The sequence below is a fragment of the Acinetobacter sp. CIP 102136 genome (assembly GCF_000369685.1).
GTDB classification, from domain to species: domain Bacteria; phylum Pseudomonadota; class Gammaproteobacteria; order Pseudomonadales; family Moraxellaceae; genus Acinetobacter; species Acinetobacter fasciculus.
The window spans coordinates 1,377,501-1,401,725 of the sequence record NZ_KB850142.1 but is presented as its reverse complement, the minus strand read 5'-3'; the positions used below and the strand labels follow the sequence as shown (position 1 = coordinate 1,401,725).

Below are 24,225 nucleotides of genomic sequence, written 5' to 3'. Positions count from 1 at the left end.
ATCCGTTCATCCTGAGAAGGGATGAAGAGGTCAGTATATTTCTCAAAATGGTCTTTCTTATTTTTGATATCGTTCAAGTAGATTTATTATGGCGAAACAACCAATTTATAAGTCACTGTATTTTCAAGTGATTGTGGCCATTATCGCAGGTATTCTGGTCGGGCATTTTTCGCCTAGTGGTACGCAAATTATCAATGGCGTAGAACAGCATGTCCCTGGCTTGGGCGAACAGCTTAAACCGCTTGGTGATGCATTTATCCGTCTGATTAAAATGATTATCGCACCTGTAATTTTCTGTACCGTAGTGAGCGGTATTGCAGGTATGGAAAGCATGAAATCAGTCGGTAAAACTGGTGGTGTGGCTTTACTTTACTTCGAGATCGTATCCACGATTGCTTTGGTCATCGGTCTGGTCGTGATTAACATCGTCAAGCCTGGTGTGGGCATGAACGTTGATCCTGCTTCACTGGATACCACTGGCATCAGTAAATATGTCGCTTCAGGTGAGTCACAATCGACTATCGACTTCCTGATGAACATCATTCCAAATACGGTTGTGGGCGCATTTGCGGAAGGCGAAATCCTGCAAGTTCTATTGTTCGCGATCATCTTTGGTTTTGCACTGCATAAGCTCGGTGATCAAGGCAAGCCAGTCCTGAAACTCATCGACCAGATTTCACATGTGTTTTTCAACATCGTGAACATGGTGATGAAACTTGCTCCAATTGGTGCATTTGGTGCAATGGCGTTTACAATTGGTAAATATGGTATTGGTTCTCTTGCTCAGCTGGCACAGTTGATCATTTGTTTCTATGTTACCTGCGTACTGTTTATTTTCATCATATTGGGCTCAATTGCGCGTTTCGCAGGGTTCAGCATCATGAAGATGATCCGCCTGATTCGCGAAGAACTTCTGATTGTACTGGGGACGTCATCTTCAGAATCAGTACTGCCACGTATGTTGAAGAAACTGGAACTTGCCGGTGCAGAGAAGTCGGTGGTAGGTCTGGTGATTCCAACTGGTTATTCATTTAACCTGGATGGTACGTCGATTTACTTGACGATGGCTGCAATCTTTATTGCGCAAGCAACCAATACGCAACTTGACTTGTCTCATCAAATTACCCTGCTTCTGGTACTTCTGATCTCATCTAAGGGTGCGGCAGGCGTGACTGGTTCAGGCTTTATTGTGATGGCGGCAACTTTGGCTGCTGTAGGGAATATTCCTGTGGCAGGTCTGGCATTGATTCTCGGTATTGACCGTTTCATGTCTGAAGCTCGTGCCTTGACCAATCTGGTTGGTAACTCTTTGGCGACTTTAGTGGTTGCGAAATGGGTTGGCCAGTTAGATATGGACAAGCTGAACTATGCTTTAGCGAACCCAGCTGAAATTGATGAAAAAATGGCGCAAGAAGGCAATAACGCTCACTAAGTTTGAGTCTGTCTTTCGTGTCTAAAAGGGAAGCTTCGGCTTCACTGCTGTCCCATAGTTTGCTTTAAATAAAAAAACCTGAGTCCTAACAGTTAAAATATGAGTGCAAACAAACACTTTAACGACCAGGATTCAGGTTTTGTCACATCAGAATACCGTATTTCATGAGCTAATTAAACCTGTTGTGCGACAGGATTTTGAACAACTTGCTAAAGTACACCATGTTGGACAGAAATTTAGAGCGGCTTCCCGGTGGGATCAGTTTATTGCCATATTGATGTCTCAATTCTCTTGTAGACAAAGTCTGAGAGATATTCAATCCAATTTGGAGTGCCAACAGGAAAAGCTAAGTCATCTCGGAGCAAAGTCTATTCCCCGAAGCACGCTGGCACGAATCAATGAGCAGCAGCCTGCTGCCTTGTATCAACAGCTATTTTACAAGTTGCTTAAATACTATGAACACTCAAAAGTAGCTCATAAATTTCGCTTTAAGAATCCCTTGTATTCCTTGGATGCCAGTCATATTGACCTGTCGCTTTCCTTATGTGAATGGGCCAAAGTTCACGACTCAAAAGCCAGCATGAAACTCAGCATAGGATTGAATCACAGCAATGATATTCCTGAGTTTGTTGCAGTTGAAAATGGCAAAGAAAATGACATGGTACAAGGCCGCAAATTCCAGTTTCCTGCTGGCAGCATTGTAGTTTTTGATAAAGGCTATGTCGATTACCAATGGTATGCAAATCTGACTGCTCAAAACATTGGATTTGTCACACGTTTTAGGCCTAAATCTGTGTATCAGGTGATCCAGCAACATCCAGTGCTTGAATCCAAAGGTATTCTAAAAGATGAAACCATTCAGCTGAATAGCGCACATGCCCTAAAAAGAAAAGCCCCAGTGTTAAGAAGAATTGAATATAGAGATCAGCAAAGTGGCAAGCACTTTAGCTTTCTCAGCAATAACTTTCATTTAGCCGCCTCCACCATTGCGGCGATTTATAAAGATCGTTGGAAAGTTGAGCTGTTCTTTAAGGCGATTAAGCAGAATCTCAAATTAAAAGCGTTTCTAGGCCGCAGCAGGAACGCAATTCAGACACAAATCTGGATTGCGATGATCGCCTATTTATTGGTGAGTTTCGCTCAACATTTAGGGAAAACAGGTTGGACAGTTCAACGTTTACTCAGAATAATTCAAGTGAATTTGTTTGAAAGAAGAACTTTAAAAGCTTTATTTTCACCCGATAAAATACCCATAAAACAAGAGGAAGCTCAAATGAGCTTCCTCTTGTGAAAAATTGTGGGACAGCAATGGCTTCGGCTTCCCTTTTTTATTGACTGTGAAGTTAGTAAAAAGATGAATGCCGGCACATGACAGGGAGCATGAAAGTCGATAGTCTGTGAAAAGGAAACTAAAATGATAAACAACAAGGACAATAGAATGCTTGCCTACGATGCCGATCTAGAATTATTTCGCGATAATTTTAAACGCTTTATGAACGAACATGTCGCGCCGTACTATGACCAGTGGGAACGTGAAGGTCTGATGCCGCGTTCAGTCTGGAATGCACTTGGTGAAAATGGCTTCTTGTGTGTCGATGTCCCAGAAGAATATGGCGGCTATGGGGTGCCGACCGATTATTCATTGATGCTGATCGAAGAATCTGCACGTGCCGGATACAGTGCCATTGCCACAGGTCTGTCTTGTCATTCCGATATTGCAGCACCGTATATCCTGCATATCGGTACCGAAGAACAGAAAAAATACTGGTTACCAAAAATGGTCACCGGTGAAGTGGTCGGTGCGATCGGCATGACTGAACCGGGTGCTGGTTCAGATTTGCAAGCTATGCGCACCAGTGCCATCTTGCAGGATGAACATTATCTGTTAAATGGCTCAAAAACTTTTATTTCCAATGGTCAGCATGCCGACTTGGTGGTGCTTGCAGTCAAAACCGATCCTCAAGCTCGCGCCAAAGGCGTTTCATTGCTGCTGGTTGATACTCATCTGGAAGGCTTTAAAAAAGGCACTAATCTGGACAAGATTGGTCTGCATGCTCAGGATACGTCTGAACTGTTCTTCGACAATGTCAAAGTGCCAAAGGAGCAATTACTGGGTCAGCCGGGACAGGGATTTGCTTACCTGATGCAGGAATTGCCGCGTGAGCGTACCGCCATTGCTGCCACCGCTCTAGGCGCCATTCGTGGATCTATTGATGTGACCACACAGTATGTGAAAGAGCGTCAGGCTTTTGGTCAGGCGATCGGTCAATTCCAGAATACCCGTTTTGTGCTTGCGCAAGCGAAAATTGATGAATTGGCGACCGCAGCTTTTTATAACCAGAATCTTGAGCTTTATATGCAAGGGAAGCTGGATGTAGAAACTGCAGCGGCATTGAAAAGTTTTTCTACCGATATGCAGATGAAAATCGCGGACAATCTCCTGCAATTATTTGGTGGTTATGGCTATATGACTGAATATCCAATTTCACGTTTCTTCGTTGATGCGCGGATCCAGCGGATTTATGGGGGTACCAATGAAATTATGAAAGAGATTGTGGCTCGCGGGCTGTTAGGACGTTAATAGCTCAACCATAAAAAAGAGTCCTGAAGGACTCTTTTTTGTAGGAGAGAGCATAGCCAAGATGGGAAATATTTTTTAAGACTTTATGATTTTAAAACATCCAAACATTCATGAATAAAAATGGGTAAATCATTGGGTAGACGAGATGAAATCAACTGATTATTGTCATTCACCAGTTCTGCATCATAATACGTTCCACCGGCACGTTGTACGCGACTGGCATGCGCGCGAATACTGGTAATAATTCGATTTTTTAGCACATCTGCTTCGCAGAGTAATAATGATGCATCACATAAACTAAAGATGGTTTTCTTGGCTTGATTAAAAGCCTGAATAAACTGCAGCACCCGGAGATCGGTAGATAAGGAAACTGCAGATTCACCGCCAGGAATCAGCAAGGCATCAAAATCATCAATACTGATTTGTTCGATGCCCCGGTCAATCGTCACTGCAGAACAGCCATGCAAACCATAGACCACGTTTCCTGCATTAAACTCAATATTACAGATGCTATGCTTTGCTTCAAGCAAGGCTGCAACGGGTTCAAGATATTCCTGATCTTCAAAATTATTCGTCAAAAGTACAGCTATTCTTTTTGGCATGACTGACACCCAAACGCTTGTTTTAAATTTAGACTATCTGTGATTGGTTAAAAAATCGTCTCTGCTTTGTAAGTGAGTAGTGATTTAATGTAAAAAATAAGTGAAATCAAAGAGAAGTCGATAAAAATGGGATTGTAGAGTGTGCATTTTATTGTGAAATCTATCTTAGATATGAATGGTTCAAACATGACGTTTGAAAAGCAATTATTTTAATTTTCTTATGCTTAAAACCGCTATATAGATTAAGAAATAGTGATATTTCATCTTCCTTAAAATCAGTTAATATGGACAGGCAAAGTTTACAATTTAATAATGTAAATCAAGCAGAAAAGCTGAAGTAAATGTTACCAGATATGACTAAAAGCGATAAACGGTTAAAATCAACTGTATGTTTTTAAGACTTAATCTACCAATGTCATATTGCGTAACATTTGAAAGCTCACTATTGTTATACTGAACAGATAAGGTTTATGAAGGGCGACAGAACAATGATCAACGACGATCAAAACACCACGATTTCTCTTGATTTGGCAAAAATTCGTGAAGATATCGATTCTGTTGATCAGCAAATTCAGCAATTGATTAACCGTCGGGCACGTTTGGCTGAAGCTGTGGCAAAAGCAAAGTTTGCCTCAGAAGAGAATCCGCTGTTTTACCGTCCAGAACGTGAAGCTCAGGTTTTGCGTAATGTCATGGAACGTAATGAAGGGCCATTGTCTGATACCACCATGGCACGTCTGTTCCGTGAAATCATGTCGGCCTGTCTGGCACTTGAAGCTCCGCAAAGCATTGCTTTCCTTGGACCAGTCGGGACTTATACCCATTCTGCGGTACTGAAGCACTTTGGTCATGATGCTGTGGTTCGTCCTTTACCGACCATTGATGAAGTTTTCCGTGACGTGGAAGCGGGCAGTGCCCATTATGGTCTGGTGCCGGTAGAAAATTCCTCTGAAGGCGTGGTCAACCATACTTTGGACTGTTTCAAAACATCGAACCTGAATGTAATTGGCGAAGTTGAATTACCGATTCACCATCAGTTCCTGATTTCTGAAAATACCCGTAAAGACAGCATCAAACAGATTTATGCGCATCAGCAGACTTTGGCACAGTGCCGTAAGTGGCTGGATGCTCATTATCCAGGTGTGGAACGTGTCGCTTTAAGTTCCAATGCGGAAGCAGCACGCCGTATTCGTAATGAATGGCATTCTGCTGCAATTGCCTCTGAAATTGCTGCGAGCATTTATGATCTCGAAATCATGCATAGCAATATCGAGGACAATCCGGAAAATACCACACGCTTCCTGGTGATTGGTCGTGAAAAAGTGCCGCAAAGTGGCAATGACAAGACTTCATTACTGATTTCAGCACATGATCGTGCCGGGGCTTTGCTGGAAATTCTGGCGCCGTTTGCCAAGCATAATATCAGTCTGACCAGTATTGAGACGCGTCCTGCGCTTCCTGAAAAATGGGCTTATGTGTTCTTCATTGATCTTGAAGGCCATATTGAGCAGGAACACGTGAAAGCAGCCATTGAAGAAATTCGTCCTTTGGTCAAAGAAGTTCGCGTACTCGGTTCATATCCTGCAGCTGTACTTTAAGTCAGCTATCCGTGGTCAGGGCGAGGGTGCTGACCACTGTTTTATACCTAAAATTGGAAGTCTAAAATGTCGTTTGTACCAGCCAATTCAGGCATCTCAAAATTAAAGCCATATCAGCCGGGTAAGCCGATCAGTGAACTTGAGCGCGAGTTGGGTCTTACCGATATCGTAAAATTGGCTTCAAATGAAAATCCGCTGGGCTGTTCAGATAAAGTCAAAGAAGCGGTCGCTGCGGAAATTGCTGAAATTGGCCGTTATCCGGACGGTGGTGGTTTTATCCTGAAAGATCAGATCAAAACCCAGTTTGGTTTTAATCATGATCAGATTACCTTGGGGAATGGTTCAAACGACTTGCTGGAAATGTTTGCGCGCGCATTCGTTTCAGAAAAAGATTCGGTGGTGTATAGCCAGCATGCTTTTGCGGTTTATGCATTGGTGACTCAAGCCATTAATGCACAAGCGATTGAAGTTCCGGCTAAAGGCTTCTCGCATGACTTGGAAGCAATGGCGGCTGCCATTCAAGACAATACCAAACTCGTCTTCATTGCAAACCCGAACAATCCAACCGGAACCTGGTTCGAAGAAGCTGAATTTGAAGCTTTCATGCAAAAAGTTCCTGCCAATGTGATTGTGGTTCTGGATGAAGCATATGTGGAATATTTCCCGGAAAACTTCAACAGCTTGAAATTCCTTGCGCAATATCCAAACCTGATCGTTAGCCGTACTTTGTCGAAGTGTTATGGTCTGGCTGCACTGCGTGTTGGTTTTGCTCTGGCTTCAGTTGAAGTGACGGATTATCTGAACCGTATCCGTCAACCATTTAACGTCAACCATTTAGCGATGGTCGCTGCGGTGGCTGCACTGAAAGATGAAGACTTTATCGCGCGTTCTCGTGAAGTGAATAAAGCCGGTATGGCGCAACTTGAAGCCGGTTTTAAAGCTTTGGGTCTTAACTATGTGCCTTCACGTGCCAACTTTATTCTGGTAGATGTACAGGCAGACCCATCAGCAACCTTCAATGGTTTGCTCAAGCAAGGGGTGATTGTGCGTCCGGTCGGTATTTCTAATCACATTCGTGTATCGATTGGTACTGAAGCAGAAAATGCGAAATTCTTGAGCGCATTGGCTAAAGTACTCGGTTTAGAGGCAAAAGCTTAAACCATGTCGCAGCCACTGTTTGAAAAAGTTGCATTTATCGGGCTTGGACTGATTGGTTCAAGTCTGGCGCGTGTCATTCGAGCCGAGCATTTGGCCAATGACATTGTTGCATCGACACGTTCACAAAAGACTTTGGAAGATGCTAAATCTCTTGGCCTGATTTCCGAAGGCTATGCCGATCCTATAGAGGCGGTCAAAGGTGCTGATCTGGTAGTGCTTGCATTGCCGGTACGTGCCACGCAAAAGGTGTTGGAAGCCATTCAGCCTTATTTATCTCCCAATACCATTATTACTGATGTTGGTAGTACCAAAGGTAATGTGGTCGATGCAGCGAAAGCGGTTTTTGGCGATGAACTGCCTGAAGGTTTTGTACCGGGCCATCCGATTGCAGGTGCCGAGCATACTGGGGTACATGCAGGCAAAGTCGATTTATTTGCCAATCACAAGGTGATTTTGACGCCATTGCCAAGTAGTGCAGACTGGGCTGTCGATAAACTGATTCGACTGTGGCAAGCGGCGAAAGCCGAAGTGATTTGTATGGATGTCGACAAGCACGATGAAGTGCTGGCGCATACCAGTCATCTTCCGCATCTTATGGCCTTTAACCTGGTCGAACAACTGGCCAAGCGTGAAGACAATTTAGATATATTTCGTTATGCTGCGGGTGGTTTTCGGGATTTCTCGCGAATTGCCGCCAGCGATCCACAAATGTGGCATGACATCTTTTTTGCTAATAAAAAAGCAGTTCTGAATGCTGTTGATGGCTTTGAACAGCAGCTCGCGATTATCCGCAAATTGATTGAAGATGAAGATTCCCACGCATTGATGGGCTTATTGGGTCATGCGCAGGCAGCTCGCCAGCATTTCAACCATATGCTCGCCAAGAAACCTTTCATGGAGAAAAATAAAGTGACACAACAATTTACCATTCAGCCGGGTGCCAAGAAATTTCAGGGTAAATTTACCGTGCCAGGTGACAAATCTGTGTCACATCGCTCGATCATGTTTGGTGCGATTGCAGAAGGTACCACACATGTGACCGGCTTTTTGGAAGGTGAGGATGCTCTAGCGACACTGCAAGCTTTCCGTGATATGGGGGTGAGCATTGAAGGTCCTAAAAATGGCGAAGTGACCATTCACGGTGTCGGCATGCATGGCCTTAAAGCGCCACAGTCTGCCATTTATATGGGCAACTCGGGCACTTCAATGCGTTTGCTGTCCGGTATGCTAGCAGCGCAGAAATTTGATTCAGTCATGACTGGCGACGCATCTTTATCCAAACGTCCGATGGAGCGTATTGCCAAGCCTTTACGTGAAATGGGGGCGCAGATCCAGACTACGGGTGAACGAGGTACACCACCTGTATCCATCACTGGTAATCAAAATCTAAAAGGTATTCAGTACGACTTGCCAATGGCCTCTGCTCAGGTGAAATCAGGAATTTTACTTGCAGGTCTATGGGCTGAAGGTGAAACTGCAGTGACTGAGCCTGAACCAACTCGCGACCATACTGAACGTATGTTACGTGCATTTGGTTATGAAGTGAAAACCGAAGGCAACCGAATTTCACTGCAAGGTGGCGGAAAGCTGGTCGGAACCAATATTCAGGTGCCTTCAGATATTTCTTCTGCTGCTTTCTTTATGATTGGCGCTGCGATTACTGAAAACTCGGACATCACCCTTGAAGCGGTAGGCATTAACCCGACCCGTACTGGTGTGATTGAAATCCTCAAGCAAATGGGTGCGGACATTACAGTTGAAAACGAGCGTATTGCAGGCGGTGAACCAATTGCGGACATTCGTATTCGTGGTACGCGTACATTAAAAGGCATTCATATGCCGGAAGATCAGGTGCCATTGGCAATTGATGAATTCCCGGCGTTATTCATTGCGGCAGCATGTGCTGAAGGTCAGACGATTTTGACCGGCGCTGCCGAGCTTCGCGTGAAAGAATCGGATCGTATTCAAGTGATGGCAGATGGTCTTCAAACCATGGGTATTAACTGTACCCCAACTGAAGATGGCATCATCATTGAAGGTAAGGGCAAGTCCGGTGACTGGTCGCCAATCTTTACGGGTGGTGAAATTGAATCGCATCATGATCACCGTATCGCGATGAGTTTTTCGATTGCCGGTTTGCGTAATTCGGAGCAGATCAAGATTGTCGGTACTGAAACGGTCGCAACCAGTTTCCCGACCTTCACAGAATTAACCTCAATTGCAGGATTGCCAATTCAAGTGTCAGAATAATTTTTAAAATTATGTGAAACAGCCAAGCTTTTGCTTGGCTGTTTTGTTTATATTGCTTATGCTAAACCCATATAAGAAAAAAGCCATTTGGAAGTAGCGATGCGAAAATTAAAATTCATGGCCAATACCCAGAGCCAAACACCACGGGATGGTCAGGAAACCCAGGAATATGTAGCACATTTACTTGCCGAAAAATTAGGCAAATATGGTTTTCAGACCTTAAGCCAAAGTGGAGCTCAGGTTGCCGTCAGCGTGGAAGAACATGCATTGCCTTTATCTGTGAGTTGCGAAACCAGAGATGAACAAGGGCATCTGGTCTGTGAAATTGCCTCATATCCTGAAGAAGAACAGGATTGGCTGGATCGTATCAACGAAAGAAGTTTGCTTAATCAGCTTGCACAGGCAGTGGAAACCTCTCTAAAAGAGCAGGAAAGCTTTAGCGAGTTTGAATGGAAGAGCTAATTCAACAGAATCAATCAGCTTTGCCTACACTGCAAAGTCAACGCTTGATCCTGAATTGTTTTAAATCAGCCGATGCCGAAGAAGCTTATGCTTCAATTACGCCGAGTTTGACACGTTTTATGGCGTGGGATGCACCGGAATCTGAACAGATATTTGCAACAGTCTGGAAAAATTGGCTGGAAAATATGACCGATCATAAAGAATATGTATTTGTTATCCGTCATATTGAAACACAAGAATTTATTGGACTATGTGGTTTGCATCGACTTCATGATGAAATACCTGAAGTTGGTATCTGGATTCGTGAAACTGCACATGGTCATCATTATGGACATGAGGCAGTGCATTGTGTTGTGGCCTATGCTTTCAATACATTAGGGCTTCAAGTCCTAAGCTATCCGGTAGCAGAAGAGAACTGGGCTAGCCGTAAAATTGCAGAACGCTTGGGCGGAAAAATTCTCCGTTACATCGATAAGCCTAAATATCGGGCTGTGATGTATGAAATTTTTGCAGAAGATTTTGTCTTTTAAATAAAAAACCCATCATCTGATGGGTTTTTTATTTAACCAAGCGCTAAGTACCGGGTCATTGCGATCCGCAATTGCTTTAAATATCCGGTAAAAAAATGATTGGCACCAGGTAATACGGTCACTAAATGGCGTTGTGGCTTTGCCCATTCAATCATATCTGAGAGCAAAGTCACTTCATCGGCTTCGCCATGAATGAACAGGATGTCGCCTTTAATTGCAGGCGTAACATAATGGCGAATACCAGCCACTGTTGCAGTTGGCAGACCGCATAAAATGGTTTGCTTTGGTTGCAGTTCTACGGGTAAGGCTGCATAGCTTTTTGCCATGACATGCGCACCAAAACTAAAACCACCTGCATAAAAAGGCAGGGCAATATGCTGGTTGCGAGCGAACCGAATGACTTCTAATACATCATCCGTTTCACCGAAGCCCTCGTCGTGTATACCTTCACTTTGACCAGAACCACGGAAACTTGGACGATACACAATACAGCCACGTTCCAGATACATTTGTGCCAGTAAAACCGGAACCTTATGTTGTGGTGTACCGCCTTGCAATGGATGGGGGTGACAAACTACCGCGAATCCTTTCACTTCACCCTGAGGATAATCCACAAAAACTTCAATCTGACCAGCAGGCCCTTGAAGAAAAATTTGCTCGGGCATATAAAAACCGATGATTAACAGGAGAATCGTGCATTTTAACGATTATGGTGAATAAAAACATGAATTGGAATTAAAATAAGCAGACTGATATAGTTTGATTAATCATTTTTTGACCAGGTTGCCATGCTCGCTTTAATTTCTCCAGCCAAAACTCTCGATTACGATACTCCATTACCGACTGACCAATTTACTCAAGCGAGATTATTAGAACATTCACAGGACTTGATTAAAGTTTGTCGCACACTTTCTGCAACAGAAATTTCCAGCTTAATGAGTGTCAGTGAAAAAATTGCCAGTTTAAATACCGCACGTTTCAATGACTGGCAGCCAGATTTTAATTTAGCCAATGCCCGTCAGGCGATTTTTGCATTTAAGGGTGATGTCTATACCGGACTGGATGCCTATAGTTTGAAGCACGAAGATCTGCACTATGCACAAGACCGTTTACGCATGTTGTCTGGATTATATGGACTGTTACGTCCTTTGGATCTAATGATGCCGTACCGTCTGGAAATGGGAACCAAGTTAGCCAATTCCCGTGGGCATAATCTATATGAGTTCTGGGCTCATCACATTACTGATCTGATTAATCAGGATTTAACCGCAGCAAATTCTGAAATTCTGGTGAATATTGCTTCTGATGAATATTACAAATCAGTCAACGAGCGCAAAATTCAGGCAGACATTATCAAGCCGGTATTTCTGGATCAGAAAAATGGCAAATATAAAGTGATTAGTTTCTATGCCAAAAAAGCACGCGGCCTCATGGCACGTTTTATGATTGAAAATAAAATTGATCATGTCGAAGAACTGAAAGCTTTTAATAGCGATGGCTATTATTTTGATGCAGACAGTTCACTCAAGGGAGAACTGGTGTTTAAGCGTGATGAACAACTGAGTGCATAAATGAGATGATTCCCAGTATCCAGCATGAGGATATATATGTTGGATACTGGGATGTATTTATTATGATCAGGTTCTTAACTAGTGTTCAACGATTTGCCTCTATGATGAGTGAAGTATGGATGAACTGCATAATGAAAACTTCAAGATAGTTAAAAATAAAAAATGTCGCTAAACACTTTGAAATCCCTCGCAAAATCTCCCTTATTTAGATCATTTTATCCTAAAAATTAAAGTTGAGTATTCTTGGAAAAGGCCGATAAAATAAATCGAAATAACTTCTATTGAATAGGTTAGATTTCATTTATCTATATATTTTAATTTTGAATAAACTTCTTTTAGAGATTTTTAAAAATATATTAAATTCAATTATTTATTGTTTATTTGAAAGAATTTTTAATAGTATCGATTTTTTGAAAAAAAGAATTATAAATTAATTAAGTATTAATAAATAAAACGACATAAAATTAATATTTAGAGGATAAATAAATGCCTTCTATCGGGTTAAATGTAAACTATGTCACAAGTTTGTTAGGTTTTTTGTTAGCATAATTGCATAGTGTTACAAAGCAGCATAATAAAAATGAAAATATATGCTATCCCTGTTTTTGCCTTAATGATCAGTTTATTAGGATTTTGTGTCCATAAACAGTCAGAAATCAGAAAGTATGAAAAGATCCGTCATGTCTTGAACGATGGTCGTGATTCAAGCAAATTGCTGGAATCCAATCGGCATCGACATTAAGTAGGCTATATATCTTCCTATCGCCAATTGGGCTGGATTAATAAAATTAAATCAATAATAAATATAATAAAATTTTTTAAATATTCATCTTGAATATATTAATTTCTAATAAAGTGTAAAATCAAATAAGCAATAAGAAATCAATGTGTTATAATTTGCCAACGATCAGGATGAAACAGAATTCATCTTGTTAAGCATTTGATTTAAATCAAGAAAATAAAGCTGCATAAAGGTTATGCAGCTTTTTTGTTTAGATTTTTTTGGGTTTTTATAGCATAGCCCTGGGGCTGTAAGCTGTTCCAACATTTTAACCCGTCAAATGGCTATGCTGGCATATTCGTTGCTAACACATCCTTAAAATTGATGAATTTTTTTATAAAGTTTCATTTATTTGACGGCTTGCTTAAAGCATTAAGTTTACTCAATAGGGGCTAGGTCATGACGACTCCTAATCCATCTTCAGAAAGTATGCTTGAACGTCTGTTTAAACTGAGTGAAAACAAAACCAGTTTCCGTACAGAAGTTCTTGCTGGTGTGACCACATTCTTAACGATGTGTTACATCATTATTGTCAATCCGATGATTTTGTCCGAAACGGGGATGGATCATGGGGCTGTCTTTGTAGCAACCTGTCTTGCAGCCGCGATTGGCTGTTTAGTCATGGGCTTGATTGCAAATTATCCAATTGCACTTGCACCAGGCATGGGCTTGAATGCCTTCTTTACCTATTCCGTATGTTTGGGAATGGGTGTGCCTTGGCAAACAGCACTTGGGGCTGTGTTTATCTCCGGTCTTGTGTTTATTGCGATCAGCATGTTCAAAATCCGTGAAGCCATTGTCAATGCGATTCCAATGTCGCTGAAACTGGCCATCGGTGGTGGTATTGGCTTATTCCTTGCGCTGATTGCTTTGAAAAATGCCGGCCTTATTGTGGATAATCCCGCTACGTTGGTAGGTTTGGGTGATTTAAAGCAACCATCGGTTTTGCTTGCATTATTTGGTTTCCTTTTGGTTGTTGTGATGCATCACTTTAAAGTGCGTGGTGCGATCATCATCAGTATTTTGGTGTTAACCGGTATTTCAGCAGCATTGGGTCTGAGTGAATTTAAAGGTGTGGTTGGCGCAGTGCCATCGATTGCACCCACATTTATGCAAATGAGCTTTGAAGGTCTGTTCACTGCCAGTTTAATTGGCGTGATTTTTGTCTTCTTTCTGGTTGATCTGTTTGACTCAACCGGTACGCTCGTAGGTGTTTCACACCGTGCAGGCTTGTTGAAAGATGGCAAACTGCCGCGTTTGAAAAAAGCACTTTTTGCGGACTCTTCTGCAATTGTTGCAGGTGCAGCGCTGGGTACATCTTCAACTACGCCATACATTGAATCTTCTGCGGGCGTAGCAGCCGGTGGCCGTACAGGTCTAACTGCTGTTGTAGTCGGTATCCTGTTTGTTGCCTGTTTGTTCCTTGCACCATTGGCACAGTCTGTACCAAGCTTTGCAACAGCACCAGCGCTGTTATTTGTCGGTGTCTTAATGATTCAAGGTATCGTGCATATTGACTGGGAAGATATTACAGAAGCAGTTCCTGCATTTTTAACCATTGTATTTATGCCATTTACCTATTCAATTGCTGATGGTATTGCGATGGGCTTCATCAGCTATGCACTGATCAAATTGTTAACCGGTAAGGCATCAACTGTACCGTATATGGTCTGGATTATTGCAGTACTATGGACGCTTAAATTCGCACTATTTGGCGGCTAATTTTTCTAGATTTGGAAAGGGTGTAAACTCAGTTTGCACCCTTTTTTTATTATTTTAGGTTTCATGAGGAGAAGCGATGAACCGTCTTGAGTTGATTCGAGCTTTGCCAAAGGCCGAGCTTCATGTTCATATTGAGGGCACTTTTGAGCCTGAGCTAATGTTTGCGATCGCTCAGCGTAATAAAATTGCCATCCCGTATAAATCTGTTGAAGAAGTTAAACAGGCCTATAACTTTCATAATCTTCAGTCGTTCCTGGATATTTATTATGCCGGCGCTGCTGTATTAATTCATGAACAGGATTTTTATGATCTGGCGTGGGCGTATTTTGAAAAATGTGCTGAAGACCGGGTCGTGCATACTGAAATGTTCTTTGATCCACAAACCCATACCGATCGTGGGGTTGCTTTTTCAACCGTGATCAACGGCTTGCAAAAAGCCTGTGATGATGCCAAAACTAAACTTGGTATCAGTTCACATCTGATTATGTGTTTCTTGCGTCATTTAAGTGAAGATGCTGCATTTGCAACACTGGAACAGGCCTTACCTTATAAAGACCAGATTATTGCGGTCGGTCTGGATTCAAGTGAAGTCGGGCATCCACCTTCAAAGTTTGAACGTGTCTTTGCTAAAGCGCGTGAAGCAGGTTTCTTGGTTGTAGCACATGCAGGTGAGGAAGGTCCGGCAGCTTATGTCTGGGAAGCTTTAGATTTGCTGAAAGTGAATCGTATTGATCATGGGGTTCGTTCGGAAGAAGATCCGGAGTTAATGCAGCGCCTGATCGCAGAAAAGATGCCACTGACAGTTTGCCCATTGTCAAACCTGAAACTCTGCGTCGTGGATGATATGCAGCAGCATAATATCCGTCGCCTCTTGCAACAAGGCGTGCACGTTACAGTCAATTCAGATGATCCATCTTATTTTGGTGGTTATATGAATGACAATTTTATTGCCATTGCTGAAGCACTGGATTTAAGCAATGAGGAACTCAAGCAGTTGGCCATTAACTCATTTGAAGCCTCTTTTATTACCGATACTGAAAAAGAGCAATGGATCAACCAGATCCGTGCCCTGGTTTAAGTTTTTAAATAAAAGGCAGGGTTCGCTCTGCCTTTGTTTTTATAGATGGATATGAAATTGAAAAATATAATTCTGCTCATCAGTAGCGTGTTGATATCTGCTTGCTCAAATGCGGATATGACTTTGACACAGCGTACTTTAAAACCCGTGATTGAATACCAATGTGCAAAAGAATTGAAAGCATCTAAATTCTGGACTGCCTCGACCTATTTTATGCAGGACAAAAATAAAGCTGAACTTGAACAGAATGTCTGTTCATGTGTAGGTGAGCATGCACTCAAGGATATTCCGGCAAGCACTTTACTGAAAGCGACTCTGGATGAAGAAGTAAAGTCAAAACTCACGCAACAGGCTATTGCAAACAGTCTGAAAGGCTGCATGACCGAGTTCTTAAAATAAAATCAGCTTTGCAATGAGAGCTGATTGAGTGTGGTTTTGCAGATTATTTTTTAGAAGATTTGGATTGTCGGGTCATGCTGTTGAGTACATGATCTTTATCGATAAAATGATGTTTCAGTGCTGCGAAAATATGTCCAACTAAAAGTAAGCCAACTGCCCAGGAAAGCCAGATATGTAGGGGTTTTACGATCGCGGTTACAGCCGGATTTTCTGAAATCAGTGCCGGCAGGTTAAATAAATATAGCACTGGTGCTGGATAGCCCAGACTCCAGCTATATAAACAGCCGGTGACAGGTAGGGCAATCAGCATAAAATACAAAGCCAGATGACCTGCATGTGCCAAAGTTTTCATCCGGGGTGACATAGTGTCCGGTAGTTCAGGGGCAGGGTGGGTATAACGCCAGAAAATTCGCACAACCAACAGGAAAATAATGGTGGTGGCGATATTTTTATGCAGGGTAATGACATCGCCTTTAAAGCTGCCATCGACCTCATAACTTAAAAAATTCCCACTATAAAAACCAATCAGCCATGCCGCAATAAAGATAACCGCCATGAGCCAGTGCAGCCATTGTGCCGTGCGCGTGTAATATTGTACTTTTTCCATGTGATTTTCGATTGCCCTCAAAGATGGATGCACCTTAGCAAAGGGCGAATCAACTCAGCAATTCCAAATCTGCAACGCTATGGTGGCTTTCATGCAACATCCATTGAAATGGCTGAGTGCAGATTAAACATTCAGGATGATTTATAGATTTCTTATTCAGGTGAATTTCGGCACAATAGCGACACGCTTCATATATGAATAAACAAGGAACAGATCTGTGAAAAAATTATTGATTGCACTTGCTCCACTTACTTTGGTTTTATCGGCTTGTGCAACAACAGGCAGCCCTGAAACGCAAACCACAACGCAACAGCTGGGTGGGGCTGCGCTTAAAATCGCGATCAATGCAAAATGTACGACTGAGCTGAATAATATTCCAGCATGGCAAACAGCTACACGTCTAATGACTACGACCCAAAAGCAGAATATCCAGACTGAAATTTGTGGCTGTGTCAGTGAAAAAGCGCCACAAAGTGTAACAGCGGTAGATTTGGCGACTGCAGCAATTGACCCGGCAGCACGTGCGACGATTGTCGGCAATGTGGTTGCAAAAACCATTAACGCTTGTGTAGCTGAAGCTGTAAACTAAGCCAAGATTAAATTGAAATAGGCTGACTGGTTCAGCCTATTTTTTATGGAAAAATAGACATGAAGATTGCTGGTGTAGATGAAGCAGGGCGTGGGCCATTAGTGGGTTCGGTGGTCGCTGCGGCAGTTATTTTGGATCCGAACAACCCGATTGAGGGTTTAAATGATTCTAAAAAACTCACTGAAAAGAAGCGTGAAAAACTTTTTATCGAGATTCAGGAAAAAGCGCTGGCATGGGCCATTGCTGAGGCTTCTGCGGCAGAGATTGATGAACATAATATTTTGCAAGCTTCTTTGCTGGCCATGCGTCGCGCTGTAGAAGCTTTGCCATTTCAACCAGAGCATGTACTAGTCGATGGCAATAAAATCCCTCAAGGCCTTCGCATGAGCTGTGATGCCGTGGTGGGTGGTGATGCACTGCATGCTGAAATTTCAGCAGCCAGTATTCTGGCGAAAGTAACCCGTGACCATCAGATGATCGAGATGGATCAGAAGCATCCGCAATTTGGCTTTGCCAAGCACAAGGGTTATCCGACCAAGGCACATTTTGAAGCGATTGCCTTACATGGCGTGATTGATGAGCATCGTCGCAGTTTTGGGCCGGTAAAAAAGGTGATTGCAGCATTACAGCAGGGTGCAGAACTTTAAGTTTTATTTTAAATTATCTAAGTATTTAATATTTTTGTATAAAATTTAGACAAATTTAAAGCGGCTCAAAAGCCGCTTTATTCTTCGCACAAACATTAACGGTTAAAGTTATTTTGTGTCTGGCTATCGTCTTCATAAGAAGGTTGGTAATCTTGATCGATATGTTGAAGATGTTCATGCATTGCACGTTCATGCTGGATACGCTGGTAAATCTCTTCACGGTGCACAGAGACTTCTTTCGGAGCATTTACCCCGATACGAACCTGGTTACCTTTTACACCAAGCACAGTCACACTGACTTGATCACCAATCATTAAAGTTTCCCCGACGCGTCGAGTCAGAATCAGCATGTTTTTCTCCTTGCAAAATGCAAAACCTGCAATCTATTGAATGTAAAACAAAAAGCACAACCAAAAATTACAAAATAAGATCTGGATAGAAATTCTGTCATCTGGGTGAAAGATTTTAATCTATCTCAGCTGGTTAAAAATCCTCAGGCTTAATATAACAGAGCCACTATAAAAAAAACTATAGTGGCTCTGCATTTTTGTAGACTTTTATAAAATACTGTCAAACAATGACAATATTCTGTCTTAACGCTTAAGCACGTGCGCTAGATTCGCCTTGTTCACGGTCTAAACCGAATGCGGTATGCAATGAACGAACCGCAAGTTCAAGATAATTTTCTTCAATGATCACAGAAATCTTGATTTCAGACGTCGAGATCATCAGGATGTTGATGCCTTCGTCTGCCAAAGCTGTGAACATTTTGCTTGCCACGCCGGCATGTGAACGCATGCCTACACCTACAATTGATACTTTTACGATATCTGAACGGGTCGCAACTTCACGCGCACCAATTTCTTGAGCAGTTGCTTCAAGAATGGCTTTGGCTTTATTTAATTCGCCACGGTTCACAGTAAAAGTGAAATCAGTTGTACCATCTTCTTCAACGTTCTGGATAATCATATCCACTTCAACATTGGCATCACCAATCGGGCACAAAATTTTAGAAGCAATACCCGGTTCGTCAGGCACACCTAAAATAGTTAATTTTGCTTCGTCACGGTTAAATGCGATACCGGAGATAATTGGCTGTTCCATGTTGTCTTCCAATTCAGTCGTAATAAGTGTACCAACGTTTTGCTTAAACTCTTCGTCGAATGCGCCATCGTTGTCATTGTCGAAGCTTGATAATACGCGTAAAGGCACCTGATATTTACCAGCAAATTCAACTGAACGAATTTGCAGGACTTTAGAACCGAGTGACGCCATCTCAAGCATTTCTTCAAATGAAATACGATCAACTTTTTTTGCTTTTGGTGCAACACGTGGATCGGTGGTATATACACCGTCAACGTCGGTATAAATTTGGCATTCATCTGCTTTGAGTGCGGCAGCAATTGCAACACCTGAAGTATCAGAACCGCCACGCCCTAAAGTGGTGGTATTGCCATGTTCATCAAAACCCTGGAAACCGGCAACGACAAGTACGCGGCCTGCATCCAGATTTGAGTTCAGGACTTCAGTATCAATGGATTCGATACGTGCCTTATTGAATGAGCTGTCGGTTTTCATGCCAACCTGGCGACCTGTTAGTGATTTTGCTTCAACTCCAATTGAGTTCAGCGCCATTGCTAACATAGAAATCGTAACCTGTTCACCCGTAGATACCATTTGGTCTAGTTCACGTGGGTCAGGGGTTTCGGTAATGGCCTTCGCTAAAGCAAGTAGACGATTGGTTTCGCCACTCATTGCTGATACCACTACCACTACCTTGTGGCCGTGGTCATGCCAGCGCTTTACACGACGAGCAACATTTAAAATGCGCTCGGGAGTACCCATAGAGGTACCGCCATATTTTTGAACGATTAATGCCATAGTTGTTCCATATAAGCCATGACCCTGATGTACCTATCAGGGTCAGTTACACAAAATTGAAGTTTTATTTTGCTGCAAGCCAGGCAGTTAAATCTGCCATCACTGGAGCAAACTTCTCGTTAAGTGGCGCGCCACCTTGTGCCAAGTCAGGTTTACCACCACCTTTACCACCTAGCTCATTCGCTAAATGTTTGATGATGTCACCTGCTTTAATAGAAGCAGTAAAGTCTTTTGCCACAGATGCGATCAAGCTCACCTTGTCACCCTCTACACCTGCCAGAACAATCACTGCATTTTCTAATTTTGATTTCACACCGTCGTGCAGGTTGCGAAGTGCTTTCGCATCCATGTTTTCAACAGTTGTAATCAAGGTTGCACGACCTGCAATGCTTTGAACTTGGCTTAGAAGTTCACCGGCTTGCAGGCTAGCAAGTTTTTGATTGAGTTGTTCGATCTGTTTCTGCAAGCTCGATGCAGTATCAACCAACGCTTCAACTTTTTCTAAAGTCTGGTCTTTTTGTGCTTTGAGCAAACCGTTAATCGTATTGATATCGCGATCGGCTTTTTGCGCAACTTCAACTGCTTTAGTGCCTGTTACTGCTTCAATACGACGTACACCGGCTGCCACACCACCTTCAGAGGTGATTTTGAACAGACCGATATCACCGGTACGTTTTACGTGAATACCACCGCAAAGTTCGATTGAGAAGTTTTTCTCTTCAATCACTGAACCCATAGACAGTACACGTACTTCGTCACCGTATTTCTCGCCAAACAGCATCATCGCGCCTTTGGCTTTGGCAGATTCAATATCCAGCAGTTCAGTAGAAACAGCCGTATTGGCAATTACTTCAGCATTGACCAGACGTTCAATTTCTTGCAGCTGTTCAAAGCTAACCGGTTGATCATTGGCAAAGTCAAAACGTAACACATCAGATGCGACCAATGAACCCTTTTGTTGTACATGTGAGCCCAGAATTTGACGCAGCGCAGCATGTAACAAGTGAGTCGCAGAGTGGTTGCGCGCAGTTGCTGCACGGATGTCTGCTTTCACAGTCGCTTCAACAGATTGGGTTGCTTTTAAGCTACCCATGGTCACGATGCCTTGGTGTACAAATGCACCACCAGATTTCTTGGTATCTTGAACTTCGAAAATACCAGTATCGTTTTTGAAGAGTCCTGTATCACCGATTTGACCACCGCTTTCTGCGTAGAAAGGTGTTTGGTTAAGTACGATCAGTGCTTCGTCGCCTTCAACCACTTCGTCAACTTGCTCGCCATCTTTGTAGATTGCGATGATTTGACCTTGACCCGCAGTTGCATCGTAACCTTCAAACTGAGTTTCACCTTCGACTTTCACAACAGAATTATAGTCGATTGCGAATTTGCCTGCATCACGTGCGCGTTGACGCTGTGCAGCCATTTCAGTTTCGAAACCAGCTTCATCAATGGTTAAGTCACGTTCACGTGCGATGTCAGCAGTCAAGTCAGTCGGGAAACCGTAAGTATCGTAAAGTTTAAATACTACTTCGCCCGGAATTACAGAACCTTTTAACTGCGCCAATTCGCCTTCAAGCAATTTCAGACCTTGCTCAAGTGTTTTAGCAAATTGCTCTTCTTCTTTCAGAAGTTGCGCTTCGATACGTGCCTGGTTGGCTGCAAGTTCAGGATAAGCTTCGCCCATCACTTCGATCAGTGGCTGCAACATTTTGTGGAAGAACGAACCTGTTGCACCTAGCTTGTTACCATGACGTACTGCACGACGGATAATACGACGCAATACATAGCCACGGCCTTCATTCGATGGATTTACGCCATCAGCAATCAGGAATGAACATGAACGGGCATGGTCAGCAACGACTTTCAATGAAGCAGGATACTGAACTGGTGTGCCTTTCTCAGCAGCTTCAGCTTCAAGCGCTGTAGTATCCAGACCAATAATTTCAGCCGCAGCTTTAAGTAAATGCTGGAATAAATCGATTTCGTAGTTTGAGTTGACGTGCTGTAAAACTGCAGAAATACGCTCCAAGCCCATCCCTGTATCCACAGAAGGCGCTGGAAGAGGGTGTAACACGCCATCAGCAGTACGGTTGAACTGCATGAAAACGTTATTCCAGATTTCAATGAAACGGTCGCCATCTTCTTCAGGAGAACCCGGTAGGCCACCCCAAATGTGATCGCCATGGTCAAAGAAAATTTCAGAACATGGACCACAAGGACCGGTGTCACCCATTGCCCAGAAATTATCAGATGCGTATTGACCGCCTTTGTTGTCACCAATACGGATGATGCGAGATGCATCTAGACCGATTTCTTTGTTCCAGATGTCAAAGGCTTCATCATCGGTGTGGTAAACGGTTGCATAGAGTTTATCTTTAGGAAGACCAAGCCATTCTTCGTTAGTCAAAAAGTCCCAAGCAAATTTGATCGCATCACGTTTGAAGTAATCACCAAAGGAGAAGTTACCCAACATTTCAAAGAAAGTGTGGTGACGTGCTGTATAACCCACATTGTCCAGGTCATTGTGCTTACCACCTGCGCGCACGCATTTTTGTGATGACACTGCACGTACATAATCGCGTTTTTCTAGACCTAAGAAGCAATCTTTAAACTGGTTCATACCAGCATTGGTGAACAGCAAAGTTGGGTCATTGGCAGGTACTAGAGAACTCGACGCGACACGTGTATGCCCTTGCGATTCAAAGTAACGCAAAAATGCTTCACGAATTTCAGCTGATGTCATAAAACGAGTACTCACAACCAAGTCACTCCATAATTTCCGATTTGGCTAAAACACCACAGTCTGACAAGCATACAAGAGCTCTGCTGCAATGCGGGGCTTAAAAATTTAAAACGCCAAATTATAACGGAAAAAGCAGTATGCACCAATCATTTTAAAACCAATTGCGAAGGATTTATTTACTCAGGTTTTTCGCTGAATAATTAAATTGAATTTTCCCACAGTAGAATTCGTCTATATCCATCTCTTTAAAAAATAAACGGAATTTTAAATGGCTCGAATACAGACGAATGTATCAGAAATAAAATAATCGAAAATCAGTATTTTCACTGAAGTTTTTAATGTACGGCGCCAGAAATCCTTTAACATAGAAGAGTTTTAAAATAGGCATATAAAAGGTCGAGTCATGCAACGAGTGGCAATCAATGGATTTGGGCGTATTGGACGGAATGTACTGCGCGCATGGTTTGAAAACCCGAAAGATTTTAATTTTGAAATCGTTGCCATTAACGATATTGCCGATGTTGAAACCCTAATTCATCTATTTAAATATGACTCGACCCATGGCCGTTTTCCGGGGCAGGTGGATCTCAGCTATGATGCTGAACATATCTATATGCATATCAGCTATCAGGATGCCGCTTTAAAAGTACAGGTTTTGTGTGAGTCGCAGCCGGCTAAGTTGCCTTGGCAAAACCTGGGAGTAGATGTAGTACTTGAATGTACCGGACTGTTCCGTTCTCGTGAAGCCGCGACCCAGCATATTGTGGCAGGAGCGAAACGTGTGATTATCGGTGCCGCGCCTTTTGATACGGTCGATGCCGCGATTGTCTATGGTATCAATCATCATGAAGTCAAAGCATCGGACCAGATCATTTCCAGTGTTTCTTGTACTACGCAGGCTTTGGTGCCACTGGTCAAAATTGTCGATGATGCATTTGGGATCAGTAGCGCCCTAATGACTGAAATCCATGCTGTCACGGCGGATCAGTCGGTACTGGATCATGCGCATCGTGATTTGCGTCGTGCTCGTGCCTCGGGACATAACATCATTCCAACCACTTCGAGCGCACTGGGTGCCTTAAAGCGCGTCATGCCTAAAATGGAAGATCGTATTGATGGTTATTCGATTCGGGTGCCGACCATTAATGTGGCCGCGATTGATTTGACCTTTGTCTCCCAGTCACCGATTACCGATCACAAGCTGAATGAAGTGTTGATCAAGGCTGCCCAGCAGGATTTTGCGGAAATCATGGCTGTGACGGATGAGCCATTGGTATCGAGTGATTTTAATCATTCCCCATATTCATTGATTGTGGATTTGACCCAGACTCTGGTGGTCGGGCATCAAGCTAAAGTCTTTGCCTGGTACGATAACGAGTGGGGCTATGCCAACCGTCTACTGGATTTATGTGAATCATTTCATTAAGTTCGGGTCATCTAAACCTCAAAAGCACCAAGATACGGTGCTTTTTTCTTGCCTGTAAATATTCTACAAGCCATGTTTTAAGAGAATTTGCCGGTAATTGATCGAAAATCAGGAATCGAGGCTGAATTATTTACGTTATCCGCAGCATTTTTCGTTAAGATAAAGACA

General features: G+C 42.8%; 21 protein-coding genes. 15 read left to right on the top strand and 6 right to left on the bottom strand.

The window, feature by feature from the left end; all coding sequences use genetic code 11:
* Window positions 1–88 precede the first annotated feature (88 nt).
* The 3 genes from F893_RS12095 to F893_RS12085 all read left to right on the top strand — a co-directional run bounded on the left by F893_RS12095 (window position 89) and on the right by F893_RS12085 (window position 4,013).
* The gene (locus tag F893_RS12095; RefSeq protein WP_005252292.1) at window positions 89–1,432 is read left to right on the top strand and encodes a dicarboxylate/amino acid:cation symporter; all 1,344 of its coding nucleotides are present in this window, start codon (window positions 89–91) and stop codon (window positions 1,430–1,432) included.
* A 139-nt stretch (window positions 1,433–1,571) separates the two neighbouring features.
* Complete coding sequence (locus F893_RS12090) at window positions 1,572–2,723, top strand: IS4-like element ISAbe18 family transposase (RefSeq protein WP_004646736.1); 1,152 nt, start codon at window positions 1,572–1,574, stop codon at window positions 2,721–2,723.
* A 147-nt stretch (window positions 2,724–2,870) separates the two neighbouring features.
* Window positions 2,871–4,013 (top strand): acyl-CoA dehydrogenase family protein, encoded by a 1,143-nt coding sequence (locus F893_RS12085; protein ID WP_004731607.1) that lies wholly within the window; start codon window positions 2,871–2,873, stop codon window positions 4,011–4,013.
* Between the two features lie 83 nt (window positions 4,014–4,096).
* Here the strand turns inward: F893_RS12085 and F893_RS12080 are convergent, their stop codons facing one another.
* Window positions 4,097–4,615, bottom strand: coding sequence for a DJ-1/PfpI family protein (locus F893_RS12080; protein ID WP_004731605.1), 519 nt, complete (start codon window positions 4,613–4,615; stop codon window positions 4,097–4,099).
* Window positions 4,616–5,103: 488 nt separating this feature from the next.
* Between F893_RS12080 and pheA the strand changes: the two genes are divergently transcribed.
* The 5 genes from pheA (at window position 5,104) to F893_RS12055 (ending at window position 10,613) form a co-directional block, all read left to right on the top strand.
* Window positions 5,104–6,213 carry a prephenate dehydratase gene (gene pheA / locus F893_RS12075; protein WP_004731602.1) on the top strand — a complete coding sequence of 370 codons (1,110 nt, stop codon included), beginning with the start codon at window positions 5,104–5,106 and terminating at the stop codon, window positions 6,211–6,213.
* Between the two features lie 66 nt (window positions 6,214–6,279).
* Complete coding sequence (gene hisC / locus F893_RS12070; protein WP_004731600.1) at window positions 6,280–7,371, top strand: histidinol-phosphate transaminase; 1,092 nt, start codon at window positions 6,280–6,282, stop codon at window positions 7,369–7,371.
* Between the two features lie 3 nt (window positions 7,372–7,374).
* Window positions 7,375–9,621 (top strand): bifunctional prephenate dehydrogenase/3-phosphoshikimate 1-carboxyvinyltransferase, encoded by a 2,247-nt coding sequence (locus F893_RS12065; protein ID WP_004731598.1) that lies wholly within the window; start codon window positions 7,375–7,377, stop codon window positions 9,619–9,621.
* 99 nt (window positions 9,622–9,720) lie between these two features.
* The gene (locus tag F893_RS12060; protein WP_004731596.1) at window positions 9,721–10,083 is read left to right on the top strand and encodes a hypothetical protein; all 363 of its coding nucleotides are present in this window, start codon (window positions 9,721–9,723) and stop codon (window positions 10,081–10,083) included.
* On the top strand, window positions 10,071–10,613 hold the full coding sequence (locus tag F893_RS12055) for a GNAT family N-acetyltransferase (RefSeq protein ID WP_004731595.1): 543 nt from the start codon (window positions 10,071–10,073) through the stop codon (window positions 10,611–10,613). Before F893_RS12060 ends, F893_RS12055 begins: the two co-directional genes overlap by 13 nt.
* 32 nt (window positions 10,614–10,645) lie before the next feature.
* Here F893_RS12055 and F893_RS12050 read toward each other — a convergent pair whose 3' ends face one another.
* A complete protein-coding gene (locus tag F893_RS12050; protein ID WP_004645565.1) occupies window positions 10,646–11,278 on the bottom strand; it encodes an alpha/beta hydrolase in 633 nt (210 codons plus the stop codon).
* Window positions 11,279–11,401: 123 nt separating this feature from the next.
* Between F893_RS12050 and yaaA the strand changes: the two genes are divergently transcribed.
* The 4 genes from yaaA to F893_RS12030 all read left to right on the top strand — a co-directional run bounded on the left by yaaA (window position 11,402) and on the right by F893_RS12030 (window position 16,164).
* Window positions 11,402–12,184: a peroxide stress protein YaaA gene (gene yaaA / locus F893_RS12045; protein WP_004731592.1), complete on the top strand. Its 783-nt coding sequence runs from the start codon at window positions 11,402–11,404 to the stop codon at window positions 12,182–12,184.
* A gap of 1,180 nt (window positions 12,185–13,364) precedes the next feature.
* Window positions 13,365–14,687 carry an NCS2 family permease gene (locus tag F893_RS12040; RefSeq protein WP_004645563.1) on the top strand — a complete coding sequence of 441 codons (1,323 nt, stop codon included), beginning with the start codon at window positions 13,365–13,367 and terminating at the stop codon, window positions 14,685–14,687.
* Window positions 14,688–14,763: 76 nt separating this feature from the next.
* Window positions 14,764–15,765, top strand: coding sequence for an adenosine deaminase (locus F893_RS12035; protein WP_004731590.1), 1,002 nt, complete (start codon window positions 14,764–14,766; stop codon window positions 15,763–15,765).
* A 45-nt stretch (window positions 15,766–15,810) separates the two neighbouring features.
* The gene (locus tag F893_RS12030; protein ID WP_004645560.1) at window positions 15,811–16,164 is read left to right on the top strand and encodes a hypothetical protein; all 354 of its coding nucleotides are present in this window, start codon (window positions 15,811–15,813) and stop codon (window positions 16,162–16,164) included.
* Between the two features lie 43 nt (window positions 16,165–16,207).
* Here F893_RS12030 and F893_RS12025 read toward each other — a convergent pair whose 3' ends face one another.
* Window positions 16,208–16,771 carry a cytochrome b gene (locus F893_RS12025; RefSeq protein WP_005252288.1) on the bottom strand — a complete coding sequence of 188 codons (564 nt, stop codon included), beginning with the start codon at window positions 16,769–16,771 and terminating at the stop codon, window positions 16,208–16,210.
* Between the two features lie 217 nt (window positions 16,772–16,988).
* On the opposite strand from F893_RS12025, the gene F893_RS12020 reads away from it, so the two are divergent.
* Both F893_RS12020 and rnhB read left to right on the top strand, forming a co-directional pair.
* On the top strand, window positions 16,989–17,360 hold the full coding sequence (locus tag F893_RS12020) for a hypothetical protein (RefSeq protein ID WP_004731585.1): 372 nt from the start codon (window positions 16,989–16,991) through the stop codon (window positions 17,358–17,360).
* Window positions 17,361–17,419: 59 nt separating this feature from the next.
* Window positions 17,420–18,007 carry a ribonuclease HII gene (gene rnhB / locus F893_RS12015; RefSeq protein ID WP_004731583.1) on the top strand — a complete coding sequence of 196 codons (588 nt, stop codon included), beginning with the start codon at window positions 17,420–17,422 and terminating at the stop codon, window positions 18,005–18,007.
* Window positions 18,008–18,102: 95 nt separating this feature from the next.
* Here the strand turns inward: rnhB and csrA are convergent, their stop codons facing one another.
* The 3 genes from csrA to alaS all read right to left on the bottom strand — a co-directional run bounded on the left by csrA (window position 18,103) and on the right by alaS (window position 22,646).
* Window positions 18,103–18,357 (bottom strand): carbon storage regulator CsrA, encoded by a 255-nt coding sequence (gene csrA, locus F893_RS12010; protein ID WP_004278972.1) that lies wholly within the window; start codon window positions 18,355–18,357, stop codon window positions 18,103–18,105.
* Window positions 18,358–18,607: 250 nt separating this feature from the next.
* Entirely contained in the window at window positions 18,608–19,888 is a 1,281-nt protein-coding gene (locus F893_RS12005) for an aspartate kinase (RefSeq protein WP_004278971.1), read from the bottom strand.
* Window positions 19,889–19,952: 64 nt separating this feature from the next.
* Window positions 19,953–22,646, bottom strand: a complete 2,694-nt coding sequence (alaS, locus tag F893_RS12000; RefSeq protein WP_171064271.1) for an alanine--tRNA ligase — start codon at window positions 22,644–22,646, stop codon at window positions 19,953–19,955.
* A gap of 388 nt (window positions 22,647–23,034) precedes the next feature.
* On the opposite strand from alaS, the gene F893_RS11995 reads away from it, so the two are divergent.
* On the top strand, window positions 23,035–24,057 hold the full coding sequence (locus F893_RS11995; RefSeq protein ID WP_004731578.1) for a type I glyceraldehyde-3-phosphate dehydrogenase: 1,023 nt from the start codon (window positions 23,035–23,037) through the stop codon (window positions 24,055–24,057).
* Window positions 24,058–24,225: the final 168 nt, after the last annotated feature.